This is a genomic window from Rhizobium sp. WCS2018Hpa-16 (genome assembly GCF_031843705.1).
Lineage (GTDB): Bacteria > Pseudomonadota > Alphaproteobacteria > Rhizobiales > Rhizobiaceae > Agrobacterium > Agrobacterium tumefaciens_C.
On record NZ_JAVTIX010000007.1, the window covers coordinates 153491 to 170788 of the forward strand.

Below are 17298 nucleotides of genomic sequence, written 5' to 3' on the forward strand. Positions count from 1 at the left end.
CTTGAGTTTTAAGTCTTGTCTGTAATCAGTTTTTGCGGTTGCGCTTGTCGAAGCTGCGGGCCAGCGCATCACCGGCGCTTTGCACGATCTGGACAAGCACGATGAGGACGACGACCACCGCCAGCATCACATCCGGCATGAAGCGCTGGTAACCGTAGCGAATGCCAAGATCACCCAGCCCGCCACCGCCGACAGCACCGACCATGGCCGAGTAGCCGATGAGGCTGACCAGCGTCAGTGTGAGCGCCAGCGTGATGCCAGGCTTGGCTTCCGCCAGCAGAACCTTGGTCACGATCTGCAACGGTGTCGCGCCCATGGCACGCGCCGCTTCAATCAGCCCCTTGTCAACTTCCCGAATGGCTGCCTCCACAAGGCGAGCCACGAAAGGAATGGTTGCAACCGTGAGTGGCACAATAGCCGCGGAGGTGCCGATGGAGGTTCCGGCCACAAACCGTGTGAACGGGATGATGGCCACAACGAGAATGATGAAGGGCGTGGAGCGGGCAGCATTCACGATGAGCCCGATGACGCGGTTGATCATTGGCGCTTCAAACAGCTCGCCCTTGCCACTGGTGGCCAGGAAAATGCCGATCGGCACGCCAAACAGCGACCCGACCAGACCGGAGACAGCCACCATATGCAGGGTCTGGAGCAGACCTTTCAGCAGAACAGTAAACAGCATATCAGGCGACATAGCCGAGGACCTCCGTTGTCAGGCCGGTATCGGCATAGAAATGTTGGGCACGGGCCGTGACCTCTGGCGTTGCCGGATAGGAGACGACCAACGAGCCGAAAGGCTGGCCGGAGATTTCCTCGATGGTGCCTGCCAGAATGTTGACGTCTGGACCGATCTCGGCCACCAGACGCGCGGTGAGAGGCTTGAACGCCGTATCCCCAAAGAACACAAGACGGACCAGCACCCGATCACCGGGGGCCGCTTGCGGCTTCAATCCCGATGTGACCCAATGGGGCAGCTTGACGCCGACGGCAGATGACAGAAGGCTGCGGGTCGTTTCATGGCGTGGTGCGGTAAAGATATCGAATGTCGTGCCATGCTCGACAATCAGGCCCTTGTCGATGACGGCCACCTGTGAGGCGATGGTTTTGACCACCTCCATCTCATGGGTGATGAGAAGAACGGTGAGGCCAAGCTCGGCATTGATCTTCTTCAGAAGTTCCAGAATGGATTGCGTGGTTTCCGGGTCAAGCGCCGATGTCGCCTCATCAGAGAGGAGAAGCTTCGGCTCCGTGGCGAGCGCACGGGCAATGCCGACGCGCTGCTTCTGCCCGCCGGATAGTTCTGCCGGATAACGGTTCGACTTATCACCCAAACCAACCAGATCGAGAAGCGGCGCGACCTTTTTGCGGATATCGGCCTTGGACATGCCCGCAATTTCCAGCGGCAGGGCCACATTGTCGTAAGCGGTGCGCGAGGAAAGCAGATTGAAGTGCTGGAAGATCATGCCGACCGAGCGGCGAAGCGTGCGAAGGCCCGCCTCATCCAATCCACCGACATCGATACCATCGACCGCAACCGTGCCGGAACTTGGAAGCTCCAGCCCGTTGACCAGACGGATGAGGGTAGACTTTCCGGCACCGGAACGGCCGATGATGCCGGAGATCGAACCTCTCGGCACGACATAATCCACACCCGCAAGCGCTGTGAAAGACGTGTTGCTCTGAGGGTCGCCGAAGGTCTTGGTGACGCGCTCGAACACGACCATGGGGCGATCAGTCGCTTGATCGGCGGAAGCGGGGCTGGCCGCGGAATTGTCTCGTGTCATAAAATGCTCTTGCAATGGAAACCGTCATGTTGAACCCGGCGGCCTTGGAAAACCGCTTCTCATGCTGCTTAGCAGCACATTCGACCAGGTAAAACGTTCCTGAGCATCAATTCAGACTTTCCTTGATAAAGCCGGGATCGGCTGTGTGTATCGCAAACATGCCTGTCTGCGATACAATTTTATAGGTATGATTTTTCAATTATTGCGATGCATTGGAAAAATCAACCAATTGCCTCGACGTCGATTACTTGACCTCGGTAACGAATTCTTCGAGCGGGCGGCGAACCTTCTTGAGGTTGACCAGCCAGTCGCCCTCTTCCTTGCGATAGCCGAGAGGAAGGATCACCGCGGAGCGCAGGCCCTTTTCGCGAAGGCCGAGAATTTCATCCAGCTTGGCAGGGTCGAAACCTTCCATCGGCGTGGAGTCCACACCTTCGAAAGCAGCCTGCGCCATGGCGGTGCCAAAAGCAATATAGGCCTGACGGGCGGCGTGCTGGAAATTCACCTCAGCATCCCGCTGCGGGTAGGAGTCCAGCAGGGACTGACGGTACTTTTCCCAGCCTTCATTCTTGAAGCCACGCACGTCGTTGGTGAGATCGAACATGTGGTTGATGCGGTCTGCGGTGTAATTATCCCACGCAGCAAACACCAGCAAATGCGAACCTTCGGTGATCTGCGCCTGGTTCCAGGAAATGGCCTGGATCTTGGCGCGCGTTTCAGGATTGGTCACAACGATGATTTCAAAAGGCTGCAGGCCGCTTGATGTCGGCGCAAGGCGAGCCGCCTCAATAATACGGTCAACCTTGTCCTGCGAGACAGACTTGGAAGGATCCATTTTCTTCGTGGCATAACGCCAGTTCAATTTCTCAATCAGCACAATATTCTCCTTTGGGCGCGCCCTTGCAAAAACATCTATGAGATAGGTGATATTGCAGCGCACACAAGACGGCAGCACCAACAAAACATGCAAAATCCACTCCGGCCCTCTTCATGAAAAAAGCGAACCGGAGGGATCAGGAATGCCCGGCAAATGCTGTTGGCATTGGCAGGTATGGTTAAGGTCTTGGCATTTGCCGGACCCATTGCATCAGTATTTCGCAATATCTATCAGAACGCCCGGTCTCTTGCCCGGCCAATGGCAAAAGGTGGGTTGCAGAAACGACCCTCTTTGCAAGAGCTGCCGCTTGTCGATACCGGCATTTGAAGCGCGGGAGCGCCGCGCGTTGCGCCCCTTTGCTTTGAATGCATGGGGATTATGCGGGTGTGGAATTGGCCATTGAGAAAAAAATTAAAATATTTTTCGTCGTGTTCGCATCATCAATGGAGTGAAAACGAGCCAGGACGATGTCGATGCAATGAGCGGCGATAGGCACCCGGCCCATACATACGGTCGTCATGTCAGGGCTTGTCCCGAGGATCTAACGAACCCCAACATCAAACGTGGTTAGATCCTCGGGACAAGCCCGAGGATGACGTTGAGGGGGACGGAGACGCCTGCCACTGGGACAGGCGATGCCACTAGACGTAACGATTGACGACGTTTTCGAGGTATTCCTGACGACCAGACTTTGGCTCAGGGTTGATGTTATCGCGCTCGACCATGGCGGCGATCTCGTCCAGCTTCAACTCGCCGCGCAGCAGCTTCTGGGCGTCGGCCGAATCCCACTTGGCATAGCGATCTGTCAGCGGCTGCGACAGGGCCTTGTCCTCGATCATCTTGGCCGCAGCCTTCAGACCACGGGCGCAGCAATCCATGCCGCCGATGTGACCGATCAAGAGATCAGCTGGGTCGAGCGACTGACGGCGCAGCTTCGAATCAAAGTTGGTGCCGCCATTCTTGAAGCCGCCGCCGGCCAGTACGTGGTAATAGGCCAGCGCCATTTCCGGTACGTTATTGGGGAACTGGTCGGTATCCCAGCCGGACTGGTAATCGTTGCGGTTCATGTCGATGGAGCCGAAAATGCCGAAGGCATTGGCCATGGCCAGTTCATGCTCGAAGGAGTGACCGGCGAGAATGGCGTGGCCCTGCTCGATATTGACCTTCACTTCCTTGTCCAGACCATGCTTCTGCAGGAAGGCATAGACGGTGGCGACGTCGTAATCATACTGGTGCTTGGTGGGTTCCTGCGGCTTTGGCTCGATCAGGATCGTGCCTTCAAAACCGATCTTGTACTTGTACTCCACCACCAGATTGAGGAAGCGGCCGAGCTGGTCCAGCTCGCGCTTCACATCTGTGTTGAGCAGGGTTTCATAGCCTTCACGACCGCCCCAGAGCACGTAGTTCGCGCCGCCCAGCGTCTTGGTCGCATCCATGCAGGTTTTGACCGTTGCTGCCGAATAGGCAAAGACGTCAGGGTCTGGATTGGTGGCCGCACCCGACATGAAGCGGCGGTTGGAGAACAGGTTGGCCGTGCCCCACAGAAGCTTGACGCCGGTATCGGCCTGCTTCTGGCCGAAATAATCGACGATCTCGTTGAGGTTCTTCGTGTTTTCCGCAAAGGTCTTGCCTTCTGGGCGCACGTCGGCATCGTGGAAGCAATAGAAGGGCGAACCGAGCAGCGAGAAGAATTCGAAAGCGACATCGGCCTTCAGCTTGGCAGACTGCATCGTCTCGTCAAACCATGGACGCTCGAATGTCTGGCCACCGAAGGGGTCACCGCCCGGCCATGTGAATGTGTGCCAATAGGCAACCGCAAACCGCAGATGATCTTCCATGCGCTTGCCGCCGACCACTTCATCGGGGTTGTAATGACGGAAGGCCAGCGGATTGGTGCTGTCAGGGCCTTCATATTTGATTTTCTGGATGTCTCCGAAAAAGCCGGTGCTCATGTGAGGTTCTCTCCCTTGATATGGATGGTGGTGTTCGTTGCCGGTGTCCGGCTATTAATGTGACAAGCCCTTGATGGCTGGATAAAGCGCCCGGTAACGCCCGTAAGCGTCTTCATAGGCCTCAGCCAGCGCCGTGACCGGCTCGATGGTTTCTTCCGTCTCAGGTTGGGTGCAAACAGCAACCGGGTCCGCGCCCGTCGCTGCAATCAGCCCGAGGCGGGCGGCACCGAAGGCTGCGCCGAAATCGCCTTCTGCTGGGATATCGACGGAGACGCCGAGTGACGTGGCGATAGAGGCCAGCCAGAAGCGGGAGCGAGAGCCGCCGCCGATGGCGGTGACGCGCGAGATGGATGTGCCTGCGGATTTCAGAGCTTCGAGATTATCCCTGATAGCGAAAGTCACGCCTTCAAGAACCGCCTGCGTCAGCGCCTTACGGTCACTTTCATGGGACAGACCGATGAAGGAGCCGCGAATGGCGGCGTCATTGTGCGGGGTCCGCTCACCGGAGAGGTAGGGCGCGAAGGTGACGCCGGTTGGGGCTTTGAGCGCATCACCCAGTTCCTGCGTGAGATCGGCAGGCGACTTGCCTGCAATGCCAGAATACCAGTTCAGCGCGTCGGTGGCAGACAGAATGACGCCCATCTGGTGCCATGTATCGGGCAGCGCGTGGCAGAAGGCATGAACCGCGCTTTCCGGCTTTGGCAGATAGGAGGCATTGGCCGCAAACAACACGCCGGACGTGCCGAGCGAAACGAAAGCATGACCTTCGGACACCGTGCCCATGCCGCAGGCGGACGCCGCATTATCACCGGCACCACCGGCGATGACGACACGACCTGACATGCCCCAGGCGGAGGCAAGCGTGTCGCGCAGCGTTCCCGCCTCATCCGTGCCTTCCACCAGCGACGGCATATGGTCTTCCGTCAGGCCGGTGGCTTCGAGCAACTCAGGCGACCACTTGCGCGCGCCAGTATCCAGCCATGAGGTGCCAGCCGAGTCAGACATTTCGGAAATATATTCACCCGTCAGCCACAGCCGCAGATAATCCTTGGGCAGCAGAACCTTGGCGACCTTGGCAAAGATTTCAGGCTCGTTATTGGCGACCCAGGCGAGCTTTGGCGCGGTGAAGCCGGGGAACACGATGTTGCCGGTAATCTGGCGGAAACGGGGATCGGCATCCAGCTTTGCGGCCTCGGCATAAGAGCGGGTGTCGTTCCACAGGATGCAGGGGCGCAGCACATCGCCCGCCGAATTGACCAGCGTTGCGCCGTGCATGTGACCGGATAGGCCGATGCCTTTGACCGCCGACAATTCTTTCGGGAATTTGGCTTTCAGCCCGGAAATGGCCGTTTCCGTTGCCTTGATCCAATGGGCCGGGTCCTGCTCCGACCAGCCATGGTGCAGGCGAGACACGTCGAGCGCGCCATTGGCCGAACCGATGATGGTCTGATCGCCATCGATCAGCAGCGCCTTGACGCCTGATGTTCCCAAATCGAGACCGAGATACATGTTTCCTCCAGTGCTTAAGTCAGTGTCAGGGGAGATTATCCCGTAAGAATATGTCGATACGAATGCGTTCCTGCGCGTCGATGACCGCAAGCCCATCGGCCCGCGCCTTGAGCACCCGGATGGCGCTGCGCACCTCATGGCCCGCATCCTGGTTCAGCACCGCATCCAGCACGCCTTCTGCCAGCGCATTGGAGGTGTTTTCGGTCAGCTCATGGGCAATGACGCACGGCGACGTTTGCTGGCGCGATGATTTAAGCGCCTTGATGAGACCGCGATTGCCAGCACCCAGACTGTAAAGGCCGAGAAGATCGGGATTTTCCTCAAGGCATTGCGCGACCAGATGTTCCACCGTTTCAGGATCGTCGCGCCCTTCCAGAACCGGCAGGAGCCGCAGGTCAGGAAACTCGTCCGCCATGACGGACTGAAACCCGGCAAGGCGCTCCCGGTGGTCCTTGACCAGCATGGAGCCAGCGAGAACCGCGACATCCCCACCCTTTTCCGGCAGAAAACGACCCATGAGGCTGGCCGCTGTGCGCCCTGCGGCGACATTGTCCACACCGGCAAAATGATCGCGGCGCGAACCGGTGATATCGGAAACCAGCGTCACGGCGGCAATGCCGCTCTCGGTCAGCCTATCAACCGCTTCCACCACGTCTTCGGCATCAATCGCGACGAAGGCAACGCCGGAGGGTTTTTCCAGCCGCGCCACATCCAGTGCCTGCGCCAAAGCTGCGGCATCGAAGGGCGGCACCTCGATGATGCGGATGGAGGTGCGCTCAGTGTAGGACCGGGACGCCGCGACCCGGACTTCGGCACGCAGACCGGCCATGAAGGAATTATCGTTGTTGGGCAGGATGAAGACCAGCGCGTAGCTGCGGCCCTTGGCCAGATTTGCGGCAGCCATATCACGCACATAACCGAGTTCCAGAATAGCCGCCTCAACCTTGGCACGGGTAACGGCATGCACGCCCGGACGCAGGTTGATGACCCGGTCAACGGTGGCAAGGCTGACGCCCGCTTTCGACGCGATATCGTGAACTGTCGGCTTCATGCTTCCTCCCGCTAGCGTGCTTAATAGAGTTTTTGAGGTACGTAAATCAAAAAATGATGTACGTACCTCAGATTCAGTCAGAATAACAAAAGGGCCGTCATTTCTGACGACCCTTTTGCGCTGCGGTGGATAGGTAAAATCAGTGGGCGGCGTCTGGTGGGGGCGCGGCTTTTGGCTTCTTGATGAGAAGCGTCAGTAAAATCAGCGTGCTGAACAACACAGTGAGCGCCAGAAACACATCGGCAAAGGCCTGCAGCCATGCCTGCTGCGACACGACACCGACGAGTTTCTTGATGGCGACCGAGGAACCATCAAGGCCGAAGGAGTTGTAATTGGCGCCGACATTATCAAGCCATTCAAGCGCTGCCGGATTGCCGAAATTCACATGTTCGGCGATGCGGAAATAATGATCGTCGGTGCGCTGGCTGAGCAGCGTGTTGATGATGGCAAGGCCAACGGCGCCGCCGAGGTTGCGGGTGAGGTTGAAGAGGCCGGATGCGTTCTTCATGCGCGCAGGCGGCAGCGTGCCAAGCGCGATGTTGTTGATCGGCACCATGCACATCATCAGCCCGAAGCCGCGCAGGATCTGCGGGACGAGCAGCTCGTAGAAATCCCAGTCTGCGGTGACGGATGTCATGATCCACGTGCCGAGCGCAAAACTTGAGAAACCGACGGCCATCATGAAACGCGGATCGAGCTTGACGGACAGCTTGCCGGCAATGGGCGCGGTGATGAACATGGCAAGGCCCGAGACGAACATCGTCTCGCCGATCATCAGAGCATCATAGCCGCGGACACGCCCCAGATAGAGCGGATACATATAGGTCAGCCCGTAAAGACCGATGCCCATGACGAAGGAAAACAGCGAGCCGATAGAGAAGTTTCGGTCCCCGAAGGCTTTGAGGTCCACCACCGGAAAATCGACATTGAACGCACGCCAGAAGAACACGACGCCGCCAATGGTCATGGCGAGCGCGCCGATGACGATGTGGCTATCGTTGAACCAGTCGTTATTGTTGCCCTCTTCCAGCACATATTCCATGGAGCCAAGGAACACGCCCATGGACAGAAGACCCCACCAGTCGAACTTCTTCCACAGGGAGCGTTCAGGCTTGTCGAAATCGATGAAGTTCCAGGTGACCAGCGTGACGATGATGCCGGGAATGATGTTGACGAGGAACAGCCAGTGCCAGGAAAAGGCATTGGACAGATAGCCACCGACCGTCGGGCCGATGGTGGGCGCAAGTGTCGCCACAAGGCCGATGATGGGCGACACCACCGACCGCTTGGAGGGTGGGAAGATGGTGAAGGCGGCGGCAAAGACGGATGGGATCATGCCGCCGCCTATGAAGCCCTGTATGGCGCGATAGACGATCATCTGGTCGATGTTCGTTGCGGTCGCACACAGGGCACTGGAAATGGTGAAGCCGGCGGCGCAGGTGGCAAACAGCACCCGGGTCGACAGGATACGCGCAAGCGTTCCAGACAGCGGAATCATGATGACTTCCGCAATCAGATAGGAGGTCTGGACCCAGGCGATTTCATCCGAACCGGCACCGAGACCCGCCTGAATTTCAGCCAGCGATGCAGACACGATCTGAATATCGAGGATCGACATGAACATGCCGAAGACCATCGCGAAAAAGGCGATGAGGCGTCTGCGATCCATCGGCGGATCGATTGCAGGCGCATTTGCGCCCGCCATACCAGCTGTTGCCGCCATGATCGTGATCCTTATCGAAGATTACTTCGACTGAGCTGTTTGCGTCGCTTCCGGCGCGGTGCGGGTATCGACATCGACCACCACGCTCAAACCGGCGCGCAATTTATGCTTGGCAAGATCTTCCTTCGAAAAGACGATGCGAACCGGCACGCGCTGGATGACCTTGGTGAAATTGCCTGTCGCGTTTTCCGGCGGCAGCATGGAAAAGACCGAGCCGGATGCGGGCGAGATGGACTGCACGGTGGCTTCAATATCATGTTCGCCGAAGGCATCCACATGCACGCGGACCTTGGAGCCGGGCTCGATCTTGGCGAGCTGCGTTTCCTTGAAATTGGCATCGATATAAAGATCATCCATGGGAACCAGCGAGGCCAGGCGCTTGCCGACCGACAGAAGATCACCCGTCTGGACCGAGAGATTGCCAATCACGCCATCATAGGGCGCGCGCAGAACTGTGAAGGACAGATCGCGCTCGGCCTTGTCGCGGGCAAGTTCCAGCGTCTTGACGGAGCCTTCGGCTTCCTTGCGCTGGGCTCTCAACAGATCGATATTGGCACGGGCCGAGACAACGCTGGCTTCACCTGCCACGACATTGGCCTTGGCCTGTTCCATGGCAACCTGGGCATTATCGGTGGAGGCGACTGTGCCGACATCCTTCGACTGAAGCTCGGTGGCACGCTTCAGATTGATCTCGGCACCGCGAAGTGCGGCATCGAGAGAGCCCTTTTGCGCGACGGCCTGCTGCAAGAATGCCTCTGCACCGGCAATCTGCGCATCGATGCGGTTGAGCGAAAGCTTCTGGGTCTGCAATTGGGCCTGCGCCTGTTCCAGCGCATTGCGGTAATCACCATCATCCAGCGTCACAAGCGTATCGCCTGCCTTCACCGTCTGGTTTTCCACGACCTCAACCTTCTCGACATAACCGGAAACCTTGGGCGCGATAACGGCGATATCACCCTGCACATAGGCGTCGTCGGTGGAGATGAGGAAGCGGCCATCTGTCCAGTATTGATAACCGTACCAGCCGCCCGCTGCGAGAATGGCGATGGCGACGACCGGCAGAACGAGGGAACGCTTCTTCTTTTCCGGGGCTGCGGGGGGTGCTGGCGCAGGTGCCGCAGACTGCTGGGCATCGGCCGGATTTGCATCGCCCGCCTTGCCCTGCGCAGGATTGGCCTCAGCCTCATCCGCCGAGTTGACTACACGAACTGCACCGTTTTTTGGGCCCAACATGGTCATACCGCTCATTGTAAACATGAAAAGAGAATTCGAACTGAACCGTTCGGTTCGATTGATTTATTCTGTTTAGTGACACATATCAAGTGGCATCGAACCGATTGGTTCGATATAGTGAATTCCTCTGTAACTTTTGGCGGACTGCATAGTGACGAACGAGACACCTTCGGAGAGCACCTCCACCGCAACGCCTGCGGGCCGGTTTGCGGCGGGCGAAGACCCGGCAAAGCGCGAGCAGATTCTCGACGGTGCCTGGCGCGTGTTCAAGCAGAAGGGTTTTGACGCCGCCAGCATGAACGACATTACCCGCGAAGCCGCTGTTTCCAAAGGCACAATCTATGTTTACTTTGAAAACAAGGATGAGCTGTTTGCCGCTCTCATAGACCGCCATCGGGCGCAATTTGCCCTCTCCATGCGCGATATTCTGGCGGGAACGGAGGAGGTGCGCGACGGGCTATGGCAGTTCGGCCATACCTTCATTCACAAGGTGACATGCACTGACATGATACCTGCCATGCGCTCAGCGCTTGCCGTGATTGACCGCATGCCCAAGCTTTCCCAGCGGTTCTTCGTGGCGGCACCAAACAATGTGCGGGTTGTTCTGCGCGATTTTCTCCAGAACCATGTGGACCAGGGAACGCTGCGTACCGATGATGTGGATCTGGCTGCCCGCCAGTTCATCGAGCTTGCGACCGGCACCTTCTTCAAGATGCGGCTGTTTGGAGAATTGTCGGGAGACATTCCGCCCGAAGACGCCGATCAGGTTCTTTCCAGCGCTATTGAGGTTTTTATGGCGGCCTATGGAACCAAGAAGGACTAGGCCCATTCAGCATCCGGGTTTCTCGCATTGCGCGCAATATCGCTAAATTTTGGCGTAACACAGCTGTCACACGCTTGTTTCTCGCGCAATCGAATATAAAACTGAGCGCTTCGAATTGTCGAAGACGGATAGCTGAAAAGGAAAACAGGCCCGATGGACTCCATTGTCCCTCTATTGTCAGACCCCGCTGCATGGGTGGCGCTCGTCACTCTTATCGTCATGGAGGTCGTGCTTGGCATCGACAACCTGATTTTCATTTCCATCCTGACGAACAAGCTGCCTGAGCATCAGCGTGAAAAGGCCCGCAAGATCGGTATCGGTCTGGCGCTGATCATGCGTCTCGGCCTGCTGGGCACGGTTGCCTGGATCGTGCAGCTGACGGAGCCTGTCTTCGAACTCTTCGGTCACGGCTTCTCCTGGAAGGACATGATCCTCATCGGCGGTGGTCTGTTCCTCGTGTGGAAAGCCACCAAGGAAATCCACCACAATGTGGATCCTGACGATCACAAGGAAGACATGGTTGGCACAGCCGTTGCCAGCTTCTCCTCGGCCATTGCCCAGATCCTGCTGCTCGACCTCGTCTTTTCGCTCGACAGCATCATCACTGCCGTTGGCATGACGCCGCACGTTCCGATCATGGTCGTTGCCGTTGTCTTCGCCGTCACCGTGATGCTCTTGGCCGCCAATCCGCTGGCCAACTTCATCGAAAAGAACCCGACCATCGTCATGCTGGCGCTGGCCTTCCTGTTGATGATCGGCACGACGCTGATCGCAGAAGGCATGGGCTTCCATGTTCCAAAGGGCTACGTCTACGCAGCCATGGCCTTCTCGGCCTTGGTCGAAGTGCTGAACATGATCTCGCGAAATGCACGCAAGAAAAAGAAGGCGATGCACTAGCGTTTTCTGACGTAAATTTCTGCCAGAGGCCCGCCCCGTGCGGGCCTTTCGGTTTTTTAAAAGGGCAAGACATGTTCTTTGTTGGCACGCAGGAACTGACAGAACGGACTTGCGTTGTTGCTCACACATCATGCAAGGAAAATCAGCCGCTTTGATTTTTCCGATTCTGAAAGAAAAATAACCACATGACCATCGAGCAGATCCTTGCCTTCACTGTGATCGGCGGCATGATGGTCGCCTTCATCATCGACAAGTTCCGATATGACATCGTGGCGTGCAGCGCGCTGCTGGTTGCGGTGTTGCTTGGCGTGGTGCCGTTCGATAAGGCGTTCTCGGGCTTTTCCGACGATATCGTCATCATCGTTGCCAGTGCGCTGATCGTCAGCACCTCCGTGGCGCGGTCCGGCATCGTCGATACGATGATCAAGAAATACTTCCCGGAAATGCGCTCGAAACATTTGCAGCTGGCCTTTCTGATGATCGTTGTGGCTGTGATGTCGGCCTTCATCAAGAACATCGGCGCGCTGGCGATCATGATACCTGTTGCGTTCCAGTTTGCCCGCAAGTCTGGCAGCCCTGTGTCCTATTATCTGATGCCCATGGCCTTTGCGGCCCTTCTGGGCGGCTTGATGACGCAGATCGGCACATCGCCCAACATCGTCGTCTCGCGCCTTCGCCAGGAATTGACCGGCGAGAGCTTCTCGATGTTCGATTTTACGCCCGTTGGCGCCACGCTTGCCGTTGTCGGCATCGTGTTTCTGACCTTCGGCTACAAGCTGCTTCCGGCACGCGCCAAGGACGGCACCTCCGTTGAGGACATTCTGGAAGGCGCAAGCTACGCAGCAGAAGCAACGCTTCCCGCCGACAGTCTGATGATCGGCAAGCCGCTGGGCGACGTGTTGAAACAGGCCGATGGCGACGTGATTGCCAACACCATCATTCGCGGCCACCGGCGTGTTTCGCCATTTCCCGATGTGATCCTGAAAGCGGGTGACACGATTCTTCTGGAGGGCACATCCGAGGGGCTGGACCGCATCGTTTCCAATGCCAAGCTGACGCTTTCTGGCAAGCCAATTACCGAAAACGGCCAGAAGACGGTCGATCTGATTGCCATGGAAGCCGTCATAAGCAACGAATCCCTGCTGAGCGGTCTGTCGGCCAAAGACTTGGCGCTTTCCTACACACGCGGCGTCAACCTGATTGCGGTGAGCCGCCGTGGCCACCGGGTGAATGAGCGCCTTGCGGACCTGACGCTGAAGGCTGGCGACGTGATCGTGCTGCAGGGGTCGCGCAAGAACCTGCCCGGCGTGTTGCGGGAGTTTTCGCTGCTTCCGCTGGCGCAACGCGAAATCCTTCTCGGTACGCAGCGCCGCGCCGTCATCACCGTTCTCATTCTGGCAGCCGCCATGCTTGCCGCCGCCACTGGCGTGGCACCCGTGGCCGTTGCCTTCTTTGCCGCAGCCTTTGCGATGATCCTCGTCGGTGCGATACCGCTGACGGAAGTCTACAAGTCCATCGACGGGCCGATCCTCGTCATGCTGGCCGCTCTTATTCCCGTCAGTGATTCCCTACGCTCCACCGGTGCCAGCGACCTGATTGCCGGATGGCTGGGAACGGCGGCGCAGGGGCTGCCGCCCTTTGCGGCGCTCGGCATGATCCTGCTAACAGCGATGGCCGTGACGCCCTTCCTCAACAATGCCGCAACGGTGCTGGTGATGGGGCCGATTGCCGCCGGATTTGCGACAACGCTCGGCTTTCGCCCCGAAGCCTTCCTGATGGCGGTTGCCATCGGCGCCGGTTGCGACTTCCTCACCCCCATCGGCCACCAGTGCAACACGCTGGTCATGGGACCGGGTGGCTACAAGTTCAGCGACTATCCGCGCTTGGGGGCTCCGCTTTCCATCATGATCGTCATCGTCTCCATTCCCATGCTGCTCTATGTCTGGCCGGTCTAGCAGAGGCTGAAATAACCTAATTTTCTTGACGCATGCGGCTGAATGTGGCCTAAGCCATCCCAACAGGAAACTGTGGGATGGCAGCGCATATTGCGCTATTTCCGCTTTTTCTTCGGCATTCAACAACACATCCGTGACACGTGGCTCGCCCCGTATCACCTTGCGTCAGCACGAGTGAAATCCATGACCACTTCCGGCGTCCGCGTCCGCATTGCACCTTCCCCCACCGGCGAGCCGCATGTCGGCACAGCCTATATCGCGCTTTTCAACTACCTCTTTGCCAAAAAGCACGGCGGCGAATTCATTCTACGCATCGAAGATACCGATGCTAACCGCTCCACGCGCGAATATGAAGAAAAGGTGCTGGAGGCGCTGAAATGGACCGGCCTGACATGGTCTGAAGGTCCGGATATTGGTGGCCCATACGGCCCTTACCGCCAGTCCGACCGCAAGGACATGTACCAGCCGTTTGCCGATGAGCTGCTGGAAAAAGGCCATGCCTTCCGCTGCTTCTGCACACCGGAGCGGCTGACGGAGATGCGCGAAGGCCAGCGCGCCGCTGGCAAGCCGCCGAAATATGACGGACTCTGCCTCCATCTGAAGGCTGAGGAAGTGACTGCGAAGATGGAAGCGGGCGAAGCCTCTGTCGTGCGGATGAAAATCCCGACCGAAGGCTCGTGCGATTTCACCGACGGCGTTTACGGCGATGTATCGATCCCCTGGGACAGCGTCGACATGCAGGTTCTGATGAAGGCCGATGGCATGCCGACCTACCACATGGCCAATGTCATCGACGACCATCTGATGAAGATCACGCATGTGGCGCGTGGCGAAGAATGGCTGGCATCCGTGCCCAAGCACATTCTGCTCTACCGTTATTTCGGTTGGGAACAGCCCACCTTCATGCATCTTTCGCTGATGCGCAATGCCGACAAATCCAAGCTGTCGAAGCGCAAGAACCCGACCTCGATTTCCTATTATTCCGCGCTCGGCTATCTGCCGGAAGCGCTGATGAACTTCCTCGGCCTGTTCTTCATCCAGATTGGCGAAGGCGAAGAGCTTTTGACCATGGACGAGCTGGCAGCCAAGTTCGACCCGGAAGCGCTGTCCAAGGCCGGTGCGATCTTCGATATTCAGAAGCTGGACTGGCTGAATGGCCGTTGGCTGCGCGAAAAGCTGACCCAGGACGAGTTCATTGCCCGCACGCTGGAATGGGCAATGGAAAATGCGCGTCTGACCGAGGGCCTCAAGCTTTCGCAGAGCCGCATTTCCAAGCTGGGCGATCTGCCAAACCTTGCAGGCTTCCTGCTATCAAGCGATGTCGGCCTGACGCCCGCATCCTTCGCTGGACTGAAGAGCAAGCCGGAAGAGATCCACGAAATCCTGACCACGGTTGCTGCCGATCTGGAAAAGATGCCGGATTGGACGCTGGAATCCATCGAACAAGAACTGCGCGATGTGGCCGAACGCACCGGCAAGAAGCTGCGCGTGGTGACACCGCCGCTCTTCGTTGCCATGTCCGGCTCGTCCCGTTCGCTGCCGCTGTTCGACAGCATGGCGGTGCTGGGCCGTTCCGTGGTGCGCCAGCGTTTGAAGGTGGCGATTGCGGTTGCGGCGTCCATGGTTGGCGCTGGAAGTTAAGCAACGACGCTGTTTGGTGTTGCTCGGCAGACCCCACACTCGTCATCCTCGGGCTTGACCCGAGGATCTGCGTCGGGTGCCAAGTATAGAACGTGAACGGGCCGCACCGGGGTTAGATCCTCGGGTCAAGCCCGAGGATGACGACCGTGGGTGGGTGTGGGCGAGAAGATGGCTCACCAGCACACAGAACAACTTGCCAAAAGGCGATAAAGATGACCGAAAAGACAACCGAAACCACCGCCCTCTCCTCCGACGTGACCGAAGTGCGCCGCCAGAAGCTGGCGATGCTGCGCGAGAAGGTTGGCGATGTTTACCCTGCCCATTTTCACCGCACGCTGACCAATGCCGATCTGGCCGAGAAATATGCCGAGATTGAGCCTGACGTGGAAACCGGCGATACGGTGACGGTTGCCGGTCGCGTTTATTCCTCGCGCAACTCCGGCATGTTCATGGATATCCATGACGCTTCCGGCAAGGTGCAGATCTTCTCCCACAAGGATACGACTCCGCAAGAGGCGCGTGACCTGCTGCCGATGATCGACATTGGCGACATCATCGGCGTGACCGGCAAGGTGCGTCGCACCAAGCGCGGCGAGCTGACGATCAACGCCGAAGAAATCACCATGCTGACCAAGTCTCTGCTGCCGATGCCAGAGAAGTGGAGCGGGATTTCCGACATCGAGATCCGTTATCGCAAGCGCCATCTGGATATTCTCTCCAACGAGGAATCCAAGCTGCGCTTCCAGCAGCGTTCCAAGATCATCTCTGGCATTCGCCGCTTCATGGAAGAGGAAGCTTTCCTGGAAGTGGAAACGCCGATGCTTCAGACCGTCTATGGCGGCGCGACGGCTGACCCGTTCAAGACATTCCACAACACGCTGAAGATGGACATGTATCTGCGCATCGCGCCGGAACTGTTCCTGAAGCGCACGCTGGTATCGGGCCTTTCCGACAAGGTTTTCGAAATCAACCGCAACTTCCGCAATGAAGGTGTTTCCACCCGGCACAATCCGGAATTCACCATGCTGGAATGCTACTGGGCCTATGCCGACTACGAAGACATTATGGGTCTGGTCGAGCGCATGTTCGAGACGCTGGCCATTGCCATTCATGGCACGACGGAACTGGAATTCCAGGGCAAGACGATTTCCTTCAAGGGTCCGTTCAAGCGCGTGCCGATGCCTGATGCGGTGAAGGAAGCAACGGGCATCGACTTCCTCGCCATCAAGACCGATGAAGAAGCCCGCGCTGCCGCCAAGGCCGCCGGTTTCGAGGTCGAGAAGGACTGGACATGGGGCGAATGCCTGGCCTTCATCTTTGAAGAAAAGGTCGAGGCAACGCTGATCCAGCCAAGCCACGTCACGCATTTCCCGAAGGACATCTCGCCTTTCGCCAAGGAAGTGCCGGGCGAGCCGCGTCTGGTGGAACGCTTCGAGAGCTATTGCAACGCCTGGGAAGTGGGCAACGCGTTTTCCGAGCTCAACGACCCGGAAGAACAGCGCCGCCGCATGGTGGAGCAGCTGGAACAGGCGCACGCCCGTGGCGAAAAGGACAAGCAGTTGGACGACGAGTTCCTCGACGCCATCGATCAGGGCATGCCGCCCGCCGGTGGCCTTGGCATCGGCGTAGACCGTCTGGTGATGCTGCTCACCAACGCGCCATCCATCCGCGACGTCATCCTGTTCCCGGCCCGCCGCCAGAAGGCGGATTGATCGGCCTGTAAACAATCAAGGAGAGGGCGGAAAAGCCGCCCTCCTCCGCTTGGCCCCCGATGATACTTCGCGCAATAAGCGGGGTTAGGGCGGCACGGCTCGTTGCGCAGCCTAATTCTGGCGCATCTCATCTCAGATTGT

The 17298-nt window shown here is 58.1% G+C and carries 14 protein-coding genes; 6 read left to right on the forward strand and 8 right to left on the reverse strand.

All coding sequences use genetic code 11. From position 1 onward, the window contains the following. Window positions 1-25: 25 nt before the first annotated feature. The 3 genes from RQI55_RS18915 to RQI55_RS18925 all read right to left on the reverse strand — a co-directional run bounded on the left by RQI55_RS18915 (window position 26) and on the right by RQI55_RS18925 (window position 2661). Complete coding sequence (locus tag RQI55_RS18915; protein WP_042617650.1) at window positions 26-694, reverse strand: methionine ABC transporter permease; 669 nt, start codon at window positions 692-694, stop codon at window positions 26-28. After that, window positions 684-1724 carry a methionine ABC transporter ATP-binding protein gene (locus RQI55_RS18920; RefSeq protein ID WP_311273276.1) on the reverse strand — a complete coding sequence of 347 codons (1041 nt, stop codon included), beginning with the start codon at window positions 1722-1724 and terminating at the stop codon, window positions 684-686. The genes RQI55_RS18915 and RQI55_RS18920 overlap by 11 nt, the downstream gene beginning before the upstream one ends. 304 nt (window positions 1725-2028) lie before the next feature. Then, window positions 2029-2661 (reverse strand): NAD(P)H-dependent oxidoreductase, encoded by a 633-nt coding sequence (locus RQI55_RS18925; protein WP_042617808.1) that lies wholly within the window; start codon window positions 2659-2661, stop codon window positions 2029-2031. Between the two features lie 153 nt (window positions 2662-2814). On the opposite strand from RQI55_RS18925, the gene RQI55_RS18930 reads away from it, so the two are divergent. Beyond that, on the forward strand, window positions 2815-2988 hold the full coding sequence (locus RQI55_RS18930; protein WP_243255063.1) for a hypothetical protein: 174 nt from the start codon (window positions 2815-2817) through the stop codon (window positions 2986-2988). A gap of 314 nt (window positions 2989-3302) precedes the next feature. On the opposite strand, the gene xylA is transcribed toward RQI55_RS18930, so the two are convergent. The 5 genes from xylA to RQI55_RS18955 all read right to left on the reverse strand — a co-directional run bounded on the left by xylA (window position 3303) and on the right by RQI55_RS18955 (window position 10129). Continuing rightward, entirely contained in the window at window positions 3303-4613 is a 1311-nt protein-coding gene (gene xylA, locus RQI55_RS18935) for a xylose isomerase (RefSeq protein ID WP_243255062.1), read from the reverse strand. A 54-nt stretch (window positions 4614-4667) separates the two neighbouring features. After that, window positions 4668-6122, reverse strand: a complete 1455-nt coding sequence (xylB, locus tag RQI55_RS18940) for a xylulokinase (RefSeq protein ID WP_243255061.1) — start codon at window positions 6120-6122, stop codon at window positions 4668-4670. Window positions 6123-6147: 25 nt separating this feature from the next. Then, on the reverse strand, window positions 6148-7173 hold the full coding sequence (locus RQI55_RS18945) for a LacI family DNA-binding transcriptional regulator (protein WP_243255060.1): 1026 nt from the start codon (window positions 7171-7173) through the stop codon (window positions 6148-6150). A 139-nt stretch (window positions 7174-7312) separates the two neighbouring features. Further along, on the reverse strand, window positions 7313-8896 hold the full coding sequence (locus RQI55_RS18950) for a DHA2 family efflux MFS transporter permease subunit (protein ID WP_243255059.1): 1584 nt from the start codon (window positions 8894-8896) through the stop codon (window positions 7313-7315). Between the two features lie 21 nt (window positions 8897-8917). After that, window positions 8918-10129 carry an HlyD family secretion protein gene (locus RQI55_RS18955; protein WP_243255058.1) on the reverse strand — a complete coding sequence of 404 codons (1212 nt, stop codon included), beginning with the start codon at window positions 10127-10129 and terminating at the stop codon, window positions 8918-8920. Between the two features lie 151 nt (window positions 10130-10280). On the opposite strand from RQI55_RS18955, the gene RQI55_RS18960 reads away from it, so the two are divergent. The 5 genes from RQI55_RS18960 to lysS all read left to right on the forward strand — a co-directional run bounded on the left by RQI55_RS18960 (window position 10281) and on the right by lysS (window position 17157). After that, window positions 10281-10952, forward strand: a complete 672-nt coding sequence (locus tag RQI55_RS18960; RefSeq protein ID WP_243255057.1) for a TetR/AcrR family transcriptional regulator — start codon at window positions 10281-10283, stop codon at window positions 10950-10952. A gap of 153 nt (window positions 10953-11105) precedes the next feature. Then, a complete protein-coding gene (locus tag RQI55_RS18965; protein ID WP_192067047.1) occupies window positions 11106-11849 on the forward strand; it encodes a TerC family protein in 744 nt (247 codons plus the stop codon). 185 nt (window positions 11850-12034) lie between these two features. Then, window positions 12035-13804, forward strand: coding sequence for an SLC13 family permease (locus RQI55_RS18970; protein WP_243255056.1), 1770 nt, complete (start codon window positions 12035-12037; stop codon window positions 13802-13804). Between the two features lie 183 nt (window positions 13805-13987). Next, window positions 13988-15445, forward strand: a complete 1458-nt coding sequence (gltX, locus tag RQI55_RS18975; RefSeq protein ID WP_243255055.1) for a glutamate--tRNA ligase — start codon at window positions 13988-13990, stop codon at window positions 15443-15445. A 212-nt stretch (window positions 15446-15657) separates the two neighbouring features. Further along, window positions 15658-17157, forward strand: a complete 1500-nt coding sequence (gene lysS, locus RQI55_RS18980) for a lysine--tRNA ligase (RefSeq protein WP_243255054.1) — start codon at window positions 15658-15660, stop codon at window positions 17155-17157. The last annotated feature ends 141 nt before the right edge of the window (window positions 17158-17298 follow it).